The 13,148-nt window shown below is 56.9% G+C and carries 12 protein-coding genes, 2 tRNA genes and 2 pseudogenes; 2 read left to right on the forward strand and 14 right to left on the reverse strand.

The genetic code is table 11. The features are described from left to right. Positions 1-151 precede the first annotated feature (151 nt). Together CIK94_RS14015 and CIK94_RS14735 are read left to right on the forward strand one after the other, a co-directional pair. Positions 152-310: pseudogene (locus tag CIK94_RS14015) on the forward strand (transposase); the annotation flags it as partial. Between the two features lie 48 nt (positions 311-358). Beyond that, positions 359-571, forward strand: a pseudogene (locus tag CIK94_RS14735) (hypothetical protein); the annotation flags it as partial. A gap of 160 nt (positions 572-731) precedes the next feature. Here CIK94_RS14735 and CIK94_RS05490 read toward each other — a convergent pair. The 14 genes from CIK94_RS05490 to argS all read right to left on the reverse strand — a co-directional run bounded on the left by CIK94_RS05490 (position 732) and on the right by argS (position 12,935). Continuing rightward, complete coding sequence (locus tag CIK94_RS05490) at positions 732-2,273, reverse strand: YifB family Mg chelatase-like AAA ATPase (RefSeq protein ID WP_094421769.1); 1,542 nt, start codon at positions 2,271-2,273, stop codon at positions 732-734. Between the two features lie 59 nt (positions 2,274-2,332). After that, positions 2,333-3,331, reverse strand: a complete 999-nt coding sequence (locus tag CIK94_RS05495) for a DUF4369 domain-containing protein (RefSeq protein WP_254046143.1) — start codon at positions 3,329-3,331, stop codon at positions 2,333-2,335. Beyond that, positions 3,328-5,001 carry a lipopolysaccharide assembly protein LapB gene (locus tag CIK94_RS05500; RefSeq protein ID WP_094388980.1) on the reverse strand — a complete coding sequence of 558 codons (1,674 nt, stop codon included), beginning with the start codon at positions 4,999-5,001 and terminating at the stop codon, positions 3,328-3,330. The genes CIK94_RS05495 and CIK94_RS05500 overlap by 4 nt, the downstream gene beginning before the upstream one ends. Positions 5,002-5,030: 29 nt before the next feature. Then, positions 5,031-5,116 (reverse strand) — tRNA-Leu (locus CIK94_RS05505). 20 nt (positions 5,117-5,136) lie between these two features. Then, positions 5,137-5,209, reverse strand: a tRNA-Gly gene (locus CIK94_RS05510). 89 nt (positions 5,210-5,298) lie between these two features. After that, the gene (locus CIK94_RS14020; RefSeq protein WP_144008155.1) at positions 5,299-5,499 is read right to left on the reverse strand and encodes a hypothetical protein; all 201 of its coding nucleotides are present in this window, start codon (positions 5,497-5,499) and stop codon (positions 5,299-5,301) included. Positions 5,500-5,688: 189 nt separating this feature from the next. Next, positions 5,689-5,979, reverse strand: a complete 291-nt coding sequence (locus CIK94_RS05515) for a nitrous oxide-stimulated promoter family protein (RefSeq protein WP_094421771.1) — start codon at positions 5,977-5,979, stop codon at positions 5,689-5,691. 6 nt (positions 5,980-5,985) lie between these two features. Next, the gene (locus CIK94_RS05520; RefSeq protein WP_094421855.1) at positions 5,986-7,494 is read right to left on the reverse strand and encodes an acetyl-CoA hydrolase/transferase C-terminal domain-containing protein; all 1,509 of its coding nucleotides are present in this window, start codon (positions 7,492-7,494) and stop codon (positions 5,986-5,988) included. 115 nt (positions 7,495-7,609) lie between these two features. Continuing rightward, positions 7,610-8,185 (reverse strand): hypothetical protein, encoded by a 576-nt coding sequence (locus tag CIK94_RS05525; RefSeq protein ID WP_022309891.1) that lies wholly within the window; start codon positions 8,183-8,185, stop codon positions 7,610-7,612. Continuing rightward, the gene (gene argH / locus CIK94_RS05530) at positions 8,182-9,519 is read right to left on the reverse strand and encodes an argininosuccinate lyase (protein ID WP_094421773.1); all 1,338 of its coding nucleotides are present in this window, start codon (positions 9,517-9,519) and stop codon (positions 8,182-8,184) included. Before argH ends, CIK94_RS05525 begins: the two co-directional genes overlap by 4 nt. A 9-nt stretch (positions 9,520-9,528) precedes the next feature. Beyond that, positions 9,529-9,945 (reverse strand): SRPBCC family protein, encoded by a 417-nt coding sequence (locus CIK94_RS05535; RefSeq protein WP_094386810.1) that lies wholly within the window; start codon positions 9,943-9,945, stop codon positions 9,529-9,531. A gap of 24 nt (positions 9,946-9,969) precedes the next feature. Next, positions 9,970-10,602 (reverse strand): orotate phosphoribosyltransferase, encoded by a 633-nt coding sequence (pyrE, locus tag CIK94_RS05540; protein WP_022309888.1) that lies wholly within the window; start codon positions 10,600-10,602, stop codon positions 9,970-9,972. A gap of 28 nt (positions 10,603-10,630) precedes the next feature. Further along, positions 10,631-11,098, reverse strand: a complete 468-nt coding sequence (locus tag CIK94_RS05545; RefSeq protein ID WP_094421775.1) for an RNase H family protein — start codon at positions 11,096-11,098, stop codon at positions 10,631-10,633. A 19-nt stretch (positions 11,099-11,117) separates the two neighbouring features. Further along, entirely contained in the window at positions 11,118-12,935 is a 1,818-nt protein-coding gene (gene argS, locus CIK94_RS05550) for an arginine--tRNA ligase (RefSeq protein ID WP_094386807.1), read from the reverse strand. Positions 12,936-13,148: the final 213 nt, after the last annotated feature.

Consider the following 13,148-nt stretch of genomic DNA (forward strand, 5'->3'; position numbering starts at 1 on the left):
ATTTGAAAGTATCTCTGATGGCAGAATTAACTGTGCCAATGCTAAAAGTCCTTGATTATTCATGGTACAAAGGTATAAATAATCTATAGAACCAAAGAATTATCCCCATGGTTTATCGGGTGAGCCATTGGTTTAGAGGGATTATTACCTGTCTGCCTACTATCAGTACTTTTGCGGTCTTGAGGCTTTCAGCATATCCGCACCTTGCGCCTCATCCGAGCTTGTACATTTCCGTCACCGTATCGGAGAGGAGGGCGTGGAGCTTATCCTCAAGGAAAGCATCCACATCAATCTTGCCATGGAGGACAAGAAGAAGGAGGAGGATGACAGGAATAAGGGAAAGGACAGTCGTGGACGCAAGAGCGACCATCGTCTGGGACGGAACTTCTACAAGGGTCTTTTCGGAGACTCTATAAATGTCATGCTCGCTGCTGCCGCATATAACCTCAAAAGAGCCATGAGGCTCTTTTTGTGCCTTTTCAAATGGGTCATTAGGAGGCTCATGACAGAGGGACAATGGTCGGTTATCACATATAATGCATTCACATGCGCGCATGTGCGAAGTTTTTAAGGCTCGACTAATTATAGAGAGGCTATCATTCTCGTTTAATTTGTAAATTTTACTGTTTTATAGTGATTATTCTTTATCCTTGCTAAGGGAAGCATCGTGGCATCACCAAGTTTTTTTTGAGGGGGGACGCACGTTCGTGAGGTCCTTAAGGTTCGGCTGACTACCTCTCCGCCCAATCGCCACGGTCGAGGTTGCGGTAGCCTATGGCCTCGGCGAGGTGGTGTGGCTGCACTCTGTCGCTGGCGTCGAGGTCGGCGATGGTGCGGGCTACTTTGAGGATGCGGTTGTAGGCGCGGGCGGAGAGGGAGAGACGCTCCATGGCGGTGCGCAGGAGTGCGATGGAGGCTTCATCGGGCTCGGCAAACTGGTGTATCATGCGCTCGGTCATTTGGGCATTGCAGTGGATGCCCTTGAAGTCCTTGTAGCGGGCGGTCTGGATGTCGCGGGCCTTGATGACGCGTTCGCGGATGACGGCGCTGGGTTCGCCTGGCTCCACCTTGGAGATGTCCTTGAAGGGTACGGGCGTAATCTCGCACTGGATGTCGATGCGGTCGAGCAGCGGACCGCTGATGCGGCCGAGATACTTGGTTATCTGCCCTGGGCTGCAGACACAGTGGTGGGTGGGGTCGCCGTAATATCCGCAGGGACAGGGGTTCATCGAGGCGATAAACTGGAAATTGCAGGGATATTCGATGCTGTATTTGGCACGGCTGATGGTGATGCGGTTGTCCTCGAGCGGCTGGCGCAGCACCTCGAGGGTGTGCTTGTTGAACTCGGGCAACTCGTCGGCAAAGAGCACACCATTGTGGGCCAGGCTTATCTCGCCGGGCATGGGGTTGGAGCCGCCGCCCACGAGTGCCACCTCGGAGATGGTGTGGTGCGGACTGCGGAAGGGGCGCTGGGTGATGAGCGACGTGTTGCCGCCCAGCTTGCCGGCGATGGAGTGTATCTGCGTGGTCTCCAGACTCTCTGCCAGCGTGAGTGGCGGCATGATGGTAGGGAAACGCTTGGCCATCATAGACTTGCCCGAGCCGGGAGGCCCGATGAGTATCACGTTGTGAGAGCCTGCCGCTGCCACTTCGAGAGCGCGCTTCACGTTCTCCTGTCCGCGCACATCGGCAAAGTCGATGTCAAACTGGTACTGGCTTTCATAGAATTTCTTGCGTGTGTCGATGACGGTGGGGTCAAAGTCCTTCAGCCCGGTGACGAGCTGGATGACGTCCATGATGGTGTCCATGCCATAGACCTCGAGGTTGTTGACCACGGCTGCCTCCATCACGTTCTGCCGTGGCACGATGAGGCCTTTGAACTTCTCGGCACGGGCGCGGATGGCTATGGGCAGGGCGCCCTTGATGGGCTGCAGATGGCCGTCGAGACTCAGCTCGCCTACCATCATATACTGGTCCAGGCAGTGGCTCTCTATGCCTCCGCTGGCAGCCAGTATGCCGATAGCCAGAGGCAGGTCGAAACTGCTGCCCTCCTTGCGCAGGTCGGCGGGAGCGAGGTTGATGGTGAGGTCGGCTATCGGAAACTTGTAGCCGTTGTTCTGCAGTGCGGCGGCGATACGGTCTTTGCCCTCCTTCACCGCCGAGTCGCCCAGTCCGGTGAGATGATACATCACACCTCGCGTTACGTTGACTTCTACGATGATAGTGGTGACTTCCATGCCGTTGACGGCAGCACAATAGGTTTTGACCAGCATAATAGTGTTATTGATTTAAGCGGTAGATGACAGTGTGGATGTTATCAAAAAACGGCGCATCAGAGCATTCGCTCGATGCGCTGTTTGAGTTCGTCGTTGGTTAGTCCCTTTGCTATCACCACGCCATTGTTGACCAGTATGTTGTCGGGGATATCAAAGAGAGAGAGCGAGTGTAGAGTAGGGCTTTCGAGCATCTTGCCGTCGCATATCACGGGCCAGGGTATCGAGTCGCGCTTGGCGATGGCCCTGCATTGGTTGCGGTTGGGGTCGACGCAGAATCCTATAATCTTCAGTTTGCCCTTGCTGCTCTTGGCGAGCATGCGCATGTCTTGCAGCATGCGTTGGGCATCGTAGCTCCAGGTGGCATAGGCCATGATTACGGCCAGCCCCTTGCCGAGGGTAGCGTTGTCTATCTTCTTGTTGTCGACATCGACTGTAGAGAAGCGTGGCAGGCGTTTGCCCACCGTCACGCGCGACAGCTGCTTGAGCTGCTGCTCATAGTGTGCCAGCAGCGCGTTCTTGGGCTGAGCCTTGCGCATGGTGCGACACAGCTGCAGCGCCTTGGCATAGTCGGGCGTGGCGCCGGAGATGAAGTAGCGGCGCAGCAGATAGTTGCTTACCACCGATTCGGGGTGGTCGCCTATGAACTGCTCAGCGCGTTCCAACACCTGTGGCGGGTTGGCGGTGGCTATCTGCTCTCTGAAGTCGTTCATCAGCTCGTTGGTCTTGGTGCCTTTGACCTTCATCTCTTTCAGATGCGAGGCGTCGCCTTCTATCTTGACGCTCTTGCCGGGCTCGGCAAAGATGGGCTGTTCGGAGAAGTTGGGGAAAACCATTACCAGCGTGGTGGGAGCAGTGCACATCACTTCGTAACTCATGCGTCCGCCTTGCAGACGGATGGTGTCGATGCCGTTGATGCCGCCCTCGGGGCTATAAACGTAAAACTCACCTTGGTCCATGTTGAGTAGTCGGCCTTCGATTTTGAATCGGTCTCCAGCCGAGCCACACCCTGCAAGGACTAAGGTGAGCAGTATAAAGAGTGTTGTTCTGTTTATCATTTCATATTGGCAAACTCCAGGTCATTCTCGGCATAAGCCTTCAGACTTGGGTCCTTCTGCAGAGCCTCCTTCAGGTAGGAGTTGGCAGCATACTTGTTGCCCTGACGAGCGCTGACGATGGCGTGCAGATAAGAGGTAAGACCGTTGGGGTTCTTGATATTGTTCAGAGTAGCCTTGGCAGCAGCATAGTTCTTGTTGAGCAGCTGAGCCAGAGCGGCGCTGTTGTTGTAAGAGTCCTTGAAGTACTCCTCTGCCTGAGCGTAGTTGCCCTTGGCGATGCTCAGATTGCCCAGAGCCTCGTTGAGCGCGTTGGCATCGGCAGCCTTGGCGATGAGGTTCTCAGCCTCTGCCACGTTGCCGTTCTTGAGGGCAATCAGACCCAGTGTGGCGTTAGCCTCGGCAGCGTTGTTGCTCTTGGTGATAGCCTGTGCCAGCAGTTCCTTGGCCTTGGCCTCGTCGCCTCTGTTGAATGCCATGACAGCCTGGTTGTTCAGCGGACGATAGTCGTTGGTGTAGAGCTGAGCGGTCTTGGCATAGATCTCTTCCTTCTTGGCAGCATCTTCCTCGAGAGTAGCGTAGTAGAGCAGCTCGTCGGCAGACAGCTTGGCAGCGTCCTCGTTGTACTGAGCCTTAATCTGCTCGTCGTTGCGGCCGATGGTCTCGTAGTGGATGATGAGGCGTGAACGACGCAGCTCGGGCAGGATGGCGTCAGCCAGCTCGCGGAAGCCCTCGCTCATGTTGCGAATCTGCTGCTCGCGCTCCTGGGGGTCCTTATACATAGACAGCACGCGCAGGATAACATCCTTGTCCTGGATGTTGCTGGCCTGTACCAGCTGCTGGAAGCCTTCCCAGTCCTGGGCTGTGTAGTGAGCGTCGAGGTTGCCCTCAACACCGGCAGACTTCATCTCCTTGCGTACGTACTTCTCTGATACGTTCTGGCGCTTGTTGGCCAGCTTGTCGTTGAACTTGAAACCACCCTCGGGAGAAGCGTAAGCCTGGATTTCCACGTTCTGGAGGTTCAGGCCTTCACGGTCCTTGTTGATTTCCTTGAGCAGCTTGACAAACTCGCCTACAGAGTTGTTCTTGAGCTCGCTCTTGCGCAGATTGGCCTGGTTGATGAGGAACTTGATGTTGGCTTCCTGCTTCTTGGCCTTAACGCGCTGGAAAGAGTCGAGAGCCAGACAGCCACCGCCATTGGTGAGGGCCTGACGATAGAGCTCTGAAGTGGCGATGATGCCATAGTTGACCTTAACGGCGGGAACATTGTATACCTTCTTGCCACGACGGGCGTCGAATGTCAGATACATATCGCTCTTCTGCATCTCTGGGTTGTATGCAAAAGCAGTCTTCATGGTGTAGTGACCACCCATGCGGTAAGAGATAACCTGGTCGTTGCCCATTACCTTTTCGCCCTGGAATGTGGCGGCTTCGCCCTTGACCACCTTGCCGTCGCCAAAGCGCAGCTCGGGGGTGACTGTTACCACGGCCTTCTTCTTCATATACTTCTCGGGGAATGCGCCGTTGACAGTGGCTGATACCACGCCGGCCTGAGTCTCGAGAGGTTTGGGAGTAACTGTGAAATTGTCTGCAGACAGGGGTCCCATCTTAGAGCAAGATGTCATCATGAGGAATGAGCCTGCGGTTAACGAAAATAAAAGAGTTTTACGCATAATGTTTTAGAAATAAATAATTATAGAGGTGCCGCGAGCGGGACTCGAACCCGCACAGCCATTACTGGCCAAGGGATTTTAAGTCCCTCGTGTCTACCAATTCCACCATTGCGGCTACATGTATATCCGTAAAAGAGCGGCAAACGAGACTCGAACTCGCGACCCCGACCTTGGCAAGGTCGTGCTCTACCAACTGAGCTATTGCCGCATTTAGAAACGGTGCAAAGATAAGCCAAATAATTGATATATGCAAAGGTTTCATCCAAATTTTAGAGTTCTTATGGTATATATTAAGGTTTATTTATAATATATGTGGAGCTCCTGTGTGGCGCTGTGGCGGGCAGGGGCAGAGAGCCGGCCGCGCTGAGCATCGAGGCTTGGCAGAAATGGCGTCGCTACGGCAGCGGCAATGACGGTTGGCGGCGCGCTGAGCATCGCCGTCGGCTCGTGACGGAAGATACGAGTCCTCGTGCCATACGATACGTGAGCACGTGACATAAGATACGCGGGCTCGTGACTTATGATACGAGCTGGCCAAGGCCGTGGGCAGCGCAGCGACTGTGGTGGCGGCGGGGCGCTATGGGCTTGCCCCAGTAGTGGGGAGAGTGGTGCTGACAGTGGGGAAAGTGGTGCTGACAGCGGGGAGAGTGGTGCTGGCAGCGGGAAGAGTGATGCCCGAGGCGGAGGTCACGACAGCCAGTGGCGCAGCGTGGCCCAGGGGTGGCGCAGCAGCATGCGCGGGCCCGAATAGCGCATCACTTGTCGCATGAGGCTGCGCATATCGGGGCGGTAGCAGTGGATGGGGCAGCGGCGGCACGAGCCTTTGCCATTGCCAGACGGACAATGGTCGAGGCGCTGGTGGGCATAGTCTATCAGCGCACGGCAGCGGGGGCAGAGCTGCTCGTGGCCTTCATAATGCAGACAGTAAAGCCTTACCATGAGCTCTACTGTCTGTTTCTCTTGGGTTATCTTGTCCAATGGAGTCTACTTGAGATATTCGCTGAAGTCGGTAAGTCTCATGTCGCCCTTCTTTCTCAGCGTGTCGTGCATGGCGAAGGCGGCGGTCATCGACTGGGGTTCGTGGCCCTTGTCGGCTATGCGCAGATACTCGCGCAGCAGCGGGCGGTAGTCGGGGTGGGCGCAGTGGTTGATGATTTCCTCGGCGCGGCGGCGGGGTCCCTTGCCGCGCAGGTCGGCCACGCCCTGTTCGGTCACGATGACGTCTACGTCGTGTTCGGTCGAGTCTACGTGGGTGCACATGGGCACGATGGCACTTATCCTGCCTCCCTTGGCTATCGATGGTGTGGTGAATACGCTTATGTATCCGTTGCGCTCGTAGTCGCAGCTTCCGCCGATGCCGTTCATGAGTTTGGAACCGCAGATGTGGCTGGAGTTCTCGTTGCCGTAGAGGTCGCACTCGATGGCGGTGTTGAGGGCTATCACGCCCAGTCGCCTGATGACTTCGGGGCTGTTGGCCACCTCGCTCTGGCGTATGGTGAGGTGCTTGGAGAAGTAGTCCATATTGTCGTAGACCGTGTGCAGACACTCGTTGGTGACGGTCATGGCTGTGGCCGAGGCGTCGATGATTTTGCCTTCGAGCATCCACTTGATGGCGGCGTCCTGTACCACCTCCGAGTAGACATTGAAGCGTGGTATGTGCTCGTTGGCGCCGAGGGCTGCCAGCACGGCGTTGCCGGTGGCTCCCACGCCGCTCTGTATGGGCAGGAACTGTGGCGGTATGCGGCCGTGCTTCATGTCGTCGACCAGAAATTCGGCCACATAGTGACCCATCTTTGAGGTAAACTCGTCGACGTCCTTGAAGGCGCGTGCCTCTTCGGGTATGCAGCTGTCTATGACACCCACTATCTTGTCGATGTCGATGGCCACATAGTCGTGGCCCACGCGGTCGTAAGGCGCGAGCACGGGGATGGGCTTCCGCCCGAATCCGCAGTCGGCTGGCTCGTAGGTGTCGTGGAGGAAACGTGAGTTGGGGTTGTGGAAGGTGTTGTGCTCGAGTATCACGCGCTTGGCGAGTCTCACGGCGGTGGTCACGATGCCGCCTGCCGAGGTGAGGTAGGCGCGGCAGGTGTTGCCCACGATTTCATAGTGAGACACTTCGATGACTGCCCAGTCCATCCCGCCGTAGAAGCCGTGGCGCATGCGCTCTGCCATGTGGCCCAGGTGCATGTCTTCGTAGTCAATCTCTTCGAGGTTGACGTGGTTGCGGAAGTCGGCATTGGTAGAGAAGGGTGCCCTGAACTTGATGGCATGGGCGTTGGCCATGTCGCCCTCCACGCTCTGGCACGACGAGGCTCCGGTAAAGATGCCTATGGCAAAGGGGTTGCCGGCCTCGTGCTCACGGATGGCGCGCTGCGACAGTTCGCGGAAGATGGCCTTGGGGTTGCCATTGGGGGTAAATCCGGACAGGGCGAGATTGTCGCCGTCCTTAATCATCGCCGCCGCTTCGGCAGCAGTTATGTGAGAAAGTGTCATCATAATAAGTGCATTAACTTCGCAAAGATACGCTTTTGTGGGTGGATAATCAAACATTTCTCCCACTTTCTTTGACACTTTGGGCAAAATAGATGGCTTTCGCCCAGAGGTGCCGTCAGTAGACGCGGAGCACGCCGTGGGGCTGGGGAGGGTCGGCGCGGTATTCGGTGAGGTGGTTGCCGGTGTTGTTGGCCACAAAGCCTCCCTGGTTGAGGCGGTACTGGCGGTGGCAGTGGGCGCAGGTGGCTGTGCCCTTGTTGTCTATGCTGAGCGGGTAGGAACGCATGGGCAGCGCGTTGAGGTCAAAGCAGTTGGGGCACTCACCGTCGTAGGCGTAGAAGACGGGTGGGTATTCCATATTGCTGTATCCCACGATGAGGCGGCCGTTCATGCCTATGTGCTCCTGCATCTTCATCCTGTCGTCGATAGCGTTGAAGATGCTGGTACTGGTGAGACCCTGGCTGTTGCTGAACGTGTAGTGCTTGGCGCCGCCCTTGAGGGTGAAGCCGATGATGCAGAACGTGCCGGCGTTGTTGGCGTCCATCGCCGAGGCGAGCACGGCGTTGAGGTGCTTGCTGTTGTCGATGGTCAGATTGCAGTGGTAGCTGCTAAAACGGTTGCCCTCGTCGCCACAGGCCACAAGGGCAACCGTCATCACGATTGCTATTATATAATAATGTATATGCTTCATCCTTCCAGGAGTAATCGTTCGGCTTCGGCGACACGCTCGAAGTGGAAGCCGCTGAGCGTATCTTCCATGAGTTGGGTTATCCGGTCGTTGCAGAGATTGCCCATCGAGCCCTCGTGGGTGTGGTGTATGTTGCGGTCGGCGCTGAAAGTGTCCGCCTCGATCTCCAGTCCCACCTTCTTGTAGGCGTCGCGGAAGGGCATGCCTTGGGCTGCCAGCCGGTTGACCTCCTCGACCGAGAACATGGGGTCGTACATGGCGTTGTCGAGTATATGCTCGTTGACCTCCATGCGGTTGATGATATAGGCGGCCATCTGCAGACAGTCTTTGAGTTCGTCGAATGCGGGGATAAACACCTCCTTGATAATCTGCAGGTCGCGGAAGTAGCCCACAGGCAGATTGTTCATAATCATCATGATCTGCTGCGGCAGGCTCTGCAGCTTGTTGCACTTGGCACGGATTAGCTCAAACACATCCGGATTCTTCTTGTGCGGCATGATGCTCGAGCCTGTGGTACACTCCTTGGGGAGTTTCACGAAGTTGAAGTTCTGGCAGTTGAACATACATGCGTCGAACGCCATCTTGGCCACCGTACCCGCCACTGTGGCGAGGGCGAAGGCCACGTTGCGCTCCATCTTGCCTCGGCCCATCTGGGCATAGACCACGTTGTAGTCCATCGAGTCAAAACCCAGCAGCCGCGTGGTCATCGAGCGGTCCAGGGGGAATGAAGAGCCATAGCCCGCTGCCGAACCCAATGGGTTGCGGTTGGTCATGCGATAGGCGGCTTGCAGATACAGCATGTCGTCGGTCAGCGACTCGGCGTAGGCTCCAAACCACAGACCGAAGCTCGACGGCATGGCTATCTGCAGATGGGTATAGCCCGGCATCAGCACGTGGCGATACTGGTTGCTCTTCTGTATCAGCTCGTCGAAGAGGCTGTGGGTAAGCTCCACCACGTCCATCAGCTGGTGGCGGGTGAAGAGCTTGAGGTCTACCAGCACCTGGTCGTTGCGCGAGCGGCCCGAGTGTATCTTCTTGCCCATGTCGCCGAGCTTGCGGGTGAGCATCAGCTCCACCTGCGAGTGTACGTCTTCCACGCCGTCTTCGATGACAAACCGGCCCTCGTCGGCCACGTGGTAGATGTGCTTGAGTTCGGCGGTAAGCGCCACGAGCTCGTCGTGGGCGAGCAGACCTATCGACTCCAACATGGCGATGTGGGCCATCGAGCCCAGCACGTCGTACTTGGCGAGATAGAGGTCGAGCTCGCGGTCGCGGCCCACGGTGAAGCGCTCTATCTCCTTGTTTACTTCAAAATCCTTTTCCCAGAGTTTGTTCATTGCGGTCACTTATTCATATCTGATTGCCTGCAGCGCGTCGGCTATCTTCTCGATGCCTTCCTGCAGCGGCTTCTGTACCATTCCCTTGATAAAGGGGTTGAGCTCGGCCTTGATGGTGAGCTTCATCTTGCACGTGGTGTCTGTCACGGGCAGCAGCTGTATCCAGAAGGTGAAGGGCACAGGGCTCTGCTCGGTCTCAAACTTGATGGTCTTGGGCTCCTCGCGCTCGATGATGTGCAGTCTTATCTCGCCCACCATAGGCGCCTTGACGGCTATGTGGTCGGCGTCGAAGGAGAAGTCTTCGAGCTTGTCCTGGGGGATGCGGTCGCGTATGCGCTCGAGGTTGGACAGGTCGCTCAGGGCGTCGTATACCTTCTGCTGGGCATAAGGTATCTCGCGTATGCTGCTTTCAAATTTGCTGCTCATAGGTCTTGACGTGATTATGGGCGGCTATACCTGATAGTGGGCGGGGTCTTTGCGCCAGCGGTGCAGCAGCTCTACGTCGCTGTCCTGGATGTATCCTGTCTCGAGGGCACGCTCCACCACGTGCTCGTAGTCGGTGAGGGTGACGAGCTTGACACCGGCCTGGGCGAAGGCTTCCTCGGCTACGGCGAAGCCATAGGTGTATGAGGCTACCATGCCTACTACCTCAAATCCGGCCTGTCGCAGCGCTTCTACTGCCTTGAGCGAGCTGCCTCCGGTAGAGATGAGGTCTTCTACGACCACCACCTTGGCACCTACGGGCAGTTCGCCCTCAATGAGGTTGCCCATGCCGTGGTCCTTGGCCTTGGAGCGCACGTAGCAGAAAGGCATGTTGAGCTCGTCGGCTACCATGGCGCCCTGGGCGATGGCTCCTGTGGCCACGCCAGCCACTGCTGTGGCCTGGGGGAAGTGGGCGAGGATGGCGTGGGCCAACTCGAGTTTTACATAGCTGCGCACGTCGGTAAACGACAGTGTCTTGCGGTTGTCACAGTAGAAGGGCGATTTCCATCCCGATGCCCATGTGAACGGGTTCTGTGGCTGCAACTTGATGGCTTTAATCTCCAAGAGTTTGGAAGCGAAGTCTTTCTTTATAGTGTCCATGATTGTGTATGTGATTGATGTTATTGTATTACTTACGGCCGAAATCGGCAGGAATGTCGCCCCACTTGCGGGTCTCCCACTGCATGATGGGCACGCTTACGGCGTGGGTGCGGAGCCAGTTCTCGGCACGCTGGATGATGCGGTAGAGCCCCTCGGTCTGCGCGTTGCGCTCGAGCTTGGTCTTGCACTGCTTCTTGCGCACCCAGAGTATGGCGTTGTAGGAGTCGCTGTAGATTACCCTGTCGCGGATGCCCTGCTGCTCCATCAGCGCCAGGGCATGTACGATGGCGAGAAACTCTCCGATGTTGTTGGTGCCGTGCATGGGACCGAAGTGGAACACCTGGGCGCCTGTGGCAAGGTCGATGGCCTGGTACTCCATGGGTCCGGGGTTGCCCGAGCAGGCGGCGTCTACCGCCCACGCGTTGGCCACCACTTCGGCAGGAAGTGGCAGCACCGTGTCGTGGCGCCAGTCGGGTGGGTTGGTTACTGCGGTCATAGCTGGCGGTGATATCTGTTTACATGCGCTCGGGCACCTCGATGCCCAGCAGCGCCATACCGTTCTTGAGTATCTTGGCCACGTTGGCAGCGAGCACCAGACGGGCGCTCTTCTGCTCGGCGGTATCGGCATTGAGGATGCTGTAGTCGTGGTAGAACTGGTTGAACTCCTTGGTCAGCTCATAACAGTAGTTGGCTATACCTGCGGGGTTGTAGTTGTTGCCTGCGTCGGCGACAGCCACACCGAAGTCGTTCATCTTCTGCACCAGCTCTATCTCCTTGGCGTTGAGCTCGGTGTCGGCGTCGAGGGCTGCGGGCAGCGCGATACCCTCGGCCTGGGCGCGGCGCATGATGCTGCGTATACGGGCATAGGTGTACTGAATGAAGGGGCCGGTATTGCCGTTGAAGTCAATACTCTCTTCTGGGTTGAAGAGCATGTTCTTGCGGGCGTCGACTTTGAGGATGAAGTACTTGAGCGCGCCCATGCCCACGATGCGGGCTATCTCCTGGCGCTCCTCTTCGGTCATGTCCTTAAACTTGCCCAGCTCGTCGCTGGTCTGGCGTGCGTCCTTAATCATCTCGGCCACCAGGTCGTCGGCGTCGACCACCGTTCCCTCGCGGCTCTTCATCTTGCCGTTGGGCAGCTCTACCATGCCGTAAGAGAAGTGTACGAGGTCCTTGCCCCACTTGAAGCCCAGGCGGTCGAGCAGCAGCGAGAGCACCTGGAAGTGATAGTTCTGCTCGTTGCCCACCACGTAGATCATCTTGTCGATGGGGAAGTCATTGAAGCGCATTTCGGCTGTACCGATGTCCTGGGTCATGTAGACGCTGGTGCCGTCGGAGCGGAGCAGCAGCTTCTGGTCCAGGCCGTCCTGGGTGAGGTCGGCCCACACGCTGCCGTCGTCCTTGCGGAAGAAGAGGCCCTTGGCCAGACCTTCCTCCACCTTCTTCTTGCCCACGAGATAAGTGTTGGACTCGTAGTATATCTTGTCAAAGCCCACGCCCAGTGCCTTGTAGGTCTCGTCGAAACCGGCATAGACCCAGTCGTTCATCTTCTGCCACAGGCTGCGCACCTCGGCGTCGCCCTGTTCCCACTTCACGAGCATCTCGTGGGCTTCCTTGATGAGGGGAGCCTCGGCCTTGGCCTTCTCGGTGGCTGCCTCGTCGTCCATGCCCTCTGCCAGATACTGTGCCTTGAGCTGGGCCACCTCCTCGCGGTAGTGCTTGTCGAAGGCCACGTAGTAGTCGCCTATCAGATGGTCGCCCTTCTTGCCGCTGGTCTCCGGAGTCTCGCCGTTGCCCCACTTGAGCCATGCCAGCATGCTCTTGCAGATGTGTATACCGCGGTCGTTTACGATATTGGTCTTCACCACGCGGTTGCCGTTGGCTTCCATTATCTGTGCCAGTGACCAGCCCAGCAGGTTATTGCGCACATGGCCCAGGTGGAGAGGCTTGTTGGTATTGGGCGAAGAGTACTCTATCATCACCAGAGGCGACTTCTCGGTCACGGGCTTTTCGCCGAAACGCTCGTCGCCATTGATATCATTGAGCAGAGCCACCCAAGCCTTGGGGGCTACCACCAGGTTGAGGAAACCCTTTACCACGTTGAAACGCGCCACGTCGTCACAGTGGGCAACCAGATATTCGCCTATCTCCTGCGCAGTGTCTTCGGGCTTCTTCTTCGACAGCTTCAGAAAGGGAAAGACCACCAGTGTGAGGTGCCCCTCAAAGTTGGCCTTGGTTTTCTGCAACTGTATCATCGTCTCGGGTACGTCCTGTCCGTAAAGGGCATTGATGGCAGCCTTTACCGACTCGTTTATGCGGTTCTCTATCTTCATGATGTGGATAAATATAGTAATTACATTATTAATAATGGTGCAAAAGTACAAATAAATATCGACACTTGGCGCATAAGAGTCTATAAATCACACATTTTTTTGGCTTTCCGAGGCGGCGGGAGTGTCCGTTGCGCCCACCCCGACCTTGCATCGGCTACGGCTGAAGGCACCGCCCGCCGCCACCGAGCCCCCGTCAGAGCCCCGCCCGCCGCC

This window comes from Prevotella sp. P4-51 (genome assembly GCF_002251455.1).
In the GTDB taxonomy this organism is placed as follows: domain Bacteria; phylum Bacteroidota; class Bacteroidia; order Bacteroidales; family Bacteroidaceae; genus Prevotella.

Bases quoted from the DNA above. Each gene is read 5' to 3' on its own strand.
- CIK94_RS05500 (WP_094388980.1), bottom strand. From the start codon at position 5,001: ATGCGTAAAACTCTTTTATTTTCGTTAACCGCAGGCTCATTCCTCATG.
- CIK94_RS05520 (WP_094421855.1), bottom strand. From the start codon at position 7,494: ATGACACTTTCTCACATAACTGCTGCCGAAGCGGCGGCGATGATTAAG.
- CIK94_RS05525 (WP_022309891.1), bottom strand. From the start codon at position 8,185: ATGAAGCATATACATTATTATATAATAGCAATCGTGATGACGGTTGCC.
- pyrE (WP_022309888.1), bottom strand. From the start codon at position 10,602: ATGGACACTATAAAGAAAGACTTCGCTTCCAAACTCTTGGAGATTAAA.
- argH (WP_094421773.1), bottom strand. From the start codon at position 9,519: ATGAACAAACTCTGGGAAAAGGATTTTGAAGTAAACAAGGAGATAGAG.
- CIK94_RS05495 (WP_254046143.1), bottom strand. From the start codon at position 3,331: ATGATAAACAGAACAACACTCTTTATACTGCTCACCTTAGTCCTTGCA.
- CIK94_RS14020 (WP_144008155.1), bottom strand. From the start codon at position 5,499: ATGTCACGTGCTCACGTATCGTATGGCACGAGGACTCGTATCTTCCGT.
- CIK94_RS05490 (WP_094421769.1), bottom strand. From the start codon at position 2,273: ATGCTGGTCAAAACCTATTGTGCTGCCGTCAACGGCATGGAAGTCACC.
- CIK94_RS05545 (WP_094421775.1), bottom strand. From the start codon at position 11,098: ATGACCGCAGTAACCAACCCACCCGACTGGCGCCACGACACGGTGCTG.
- CIK94_RS05535 (WP_094386810.1), bottom strand. From the start codon at position 9,945: ATGAGCAGCAAATTTGAAAGCAGCATACGCGAGATACCTTATGCCCAG.
- argS (WP_094386807.1), bottom strand. From the start codon at position 12,935: ATGAAGATAGAGAACCGCATAAACGAGTCGGTAAAGGCTGCCATCAAT.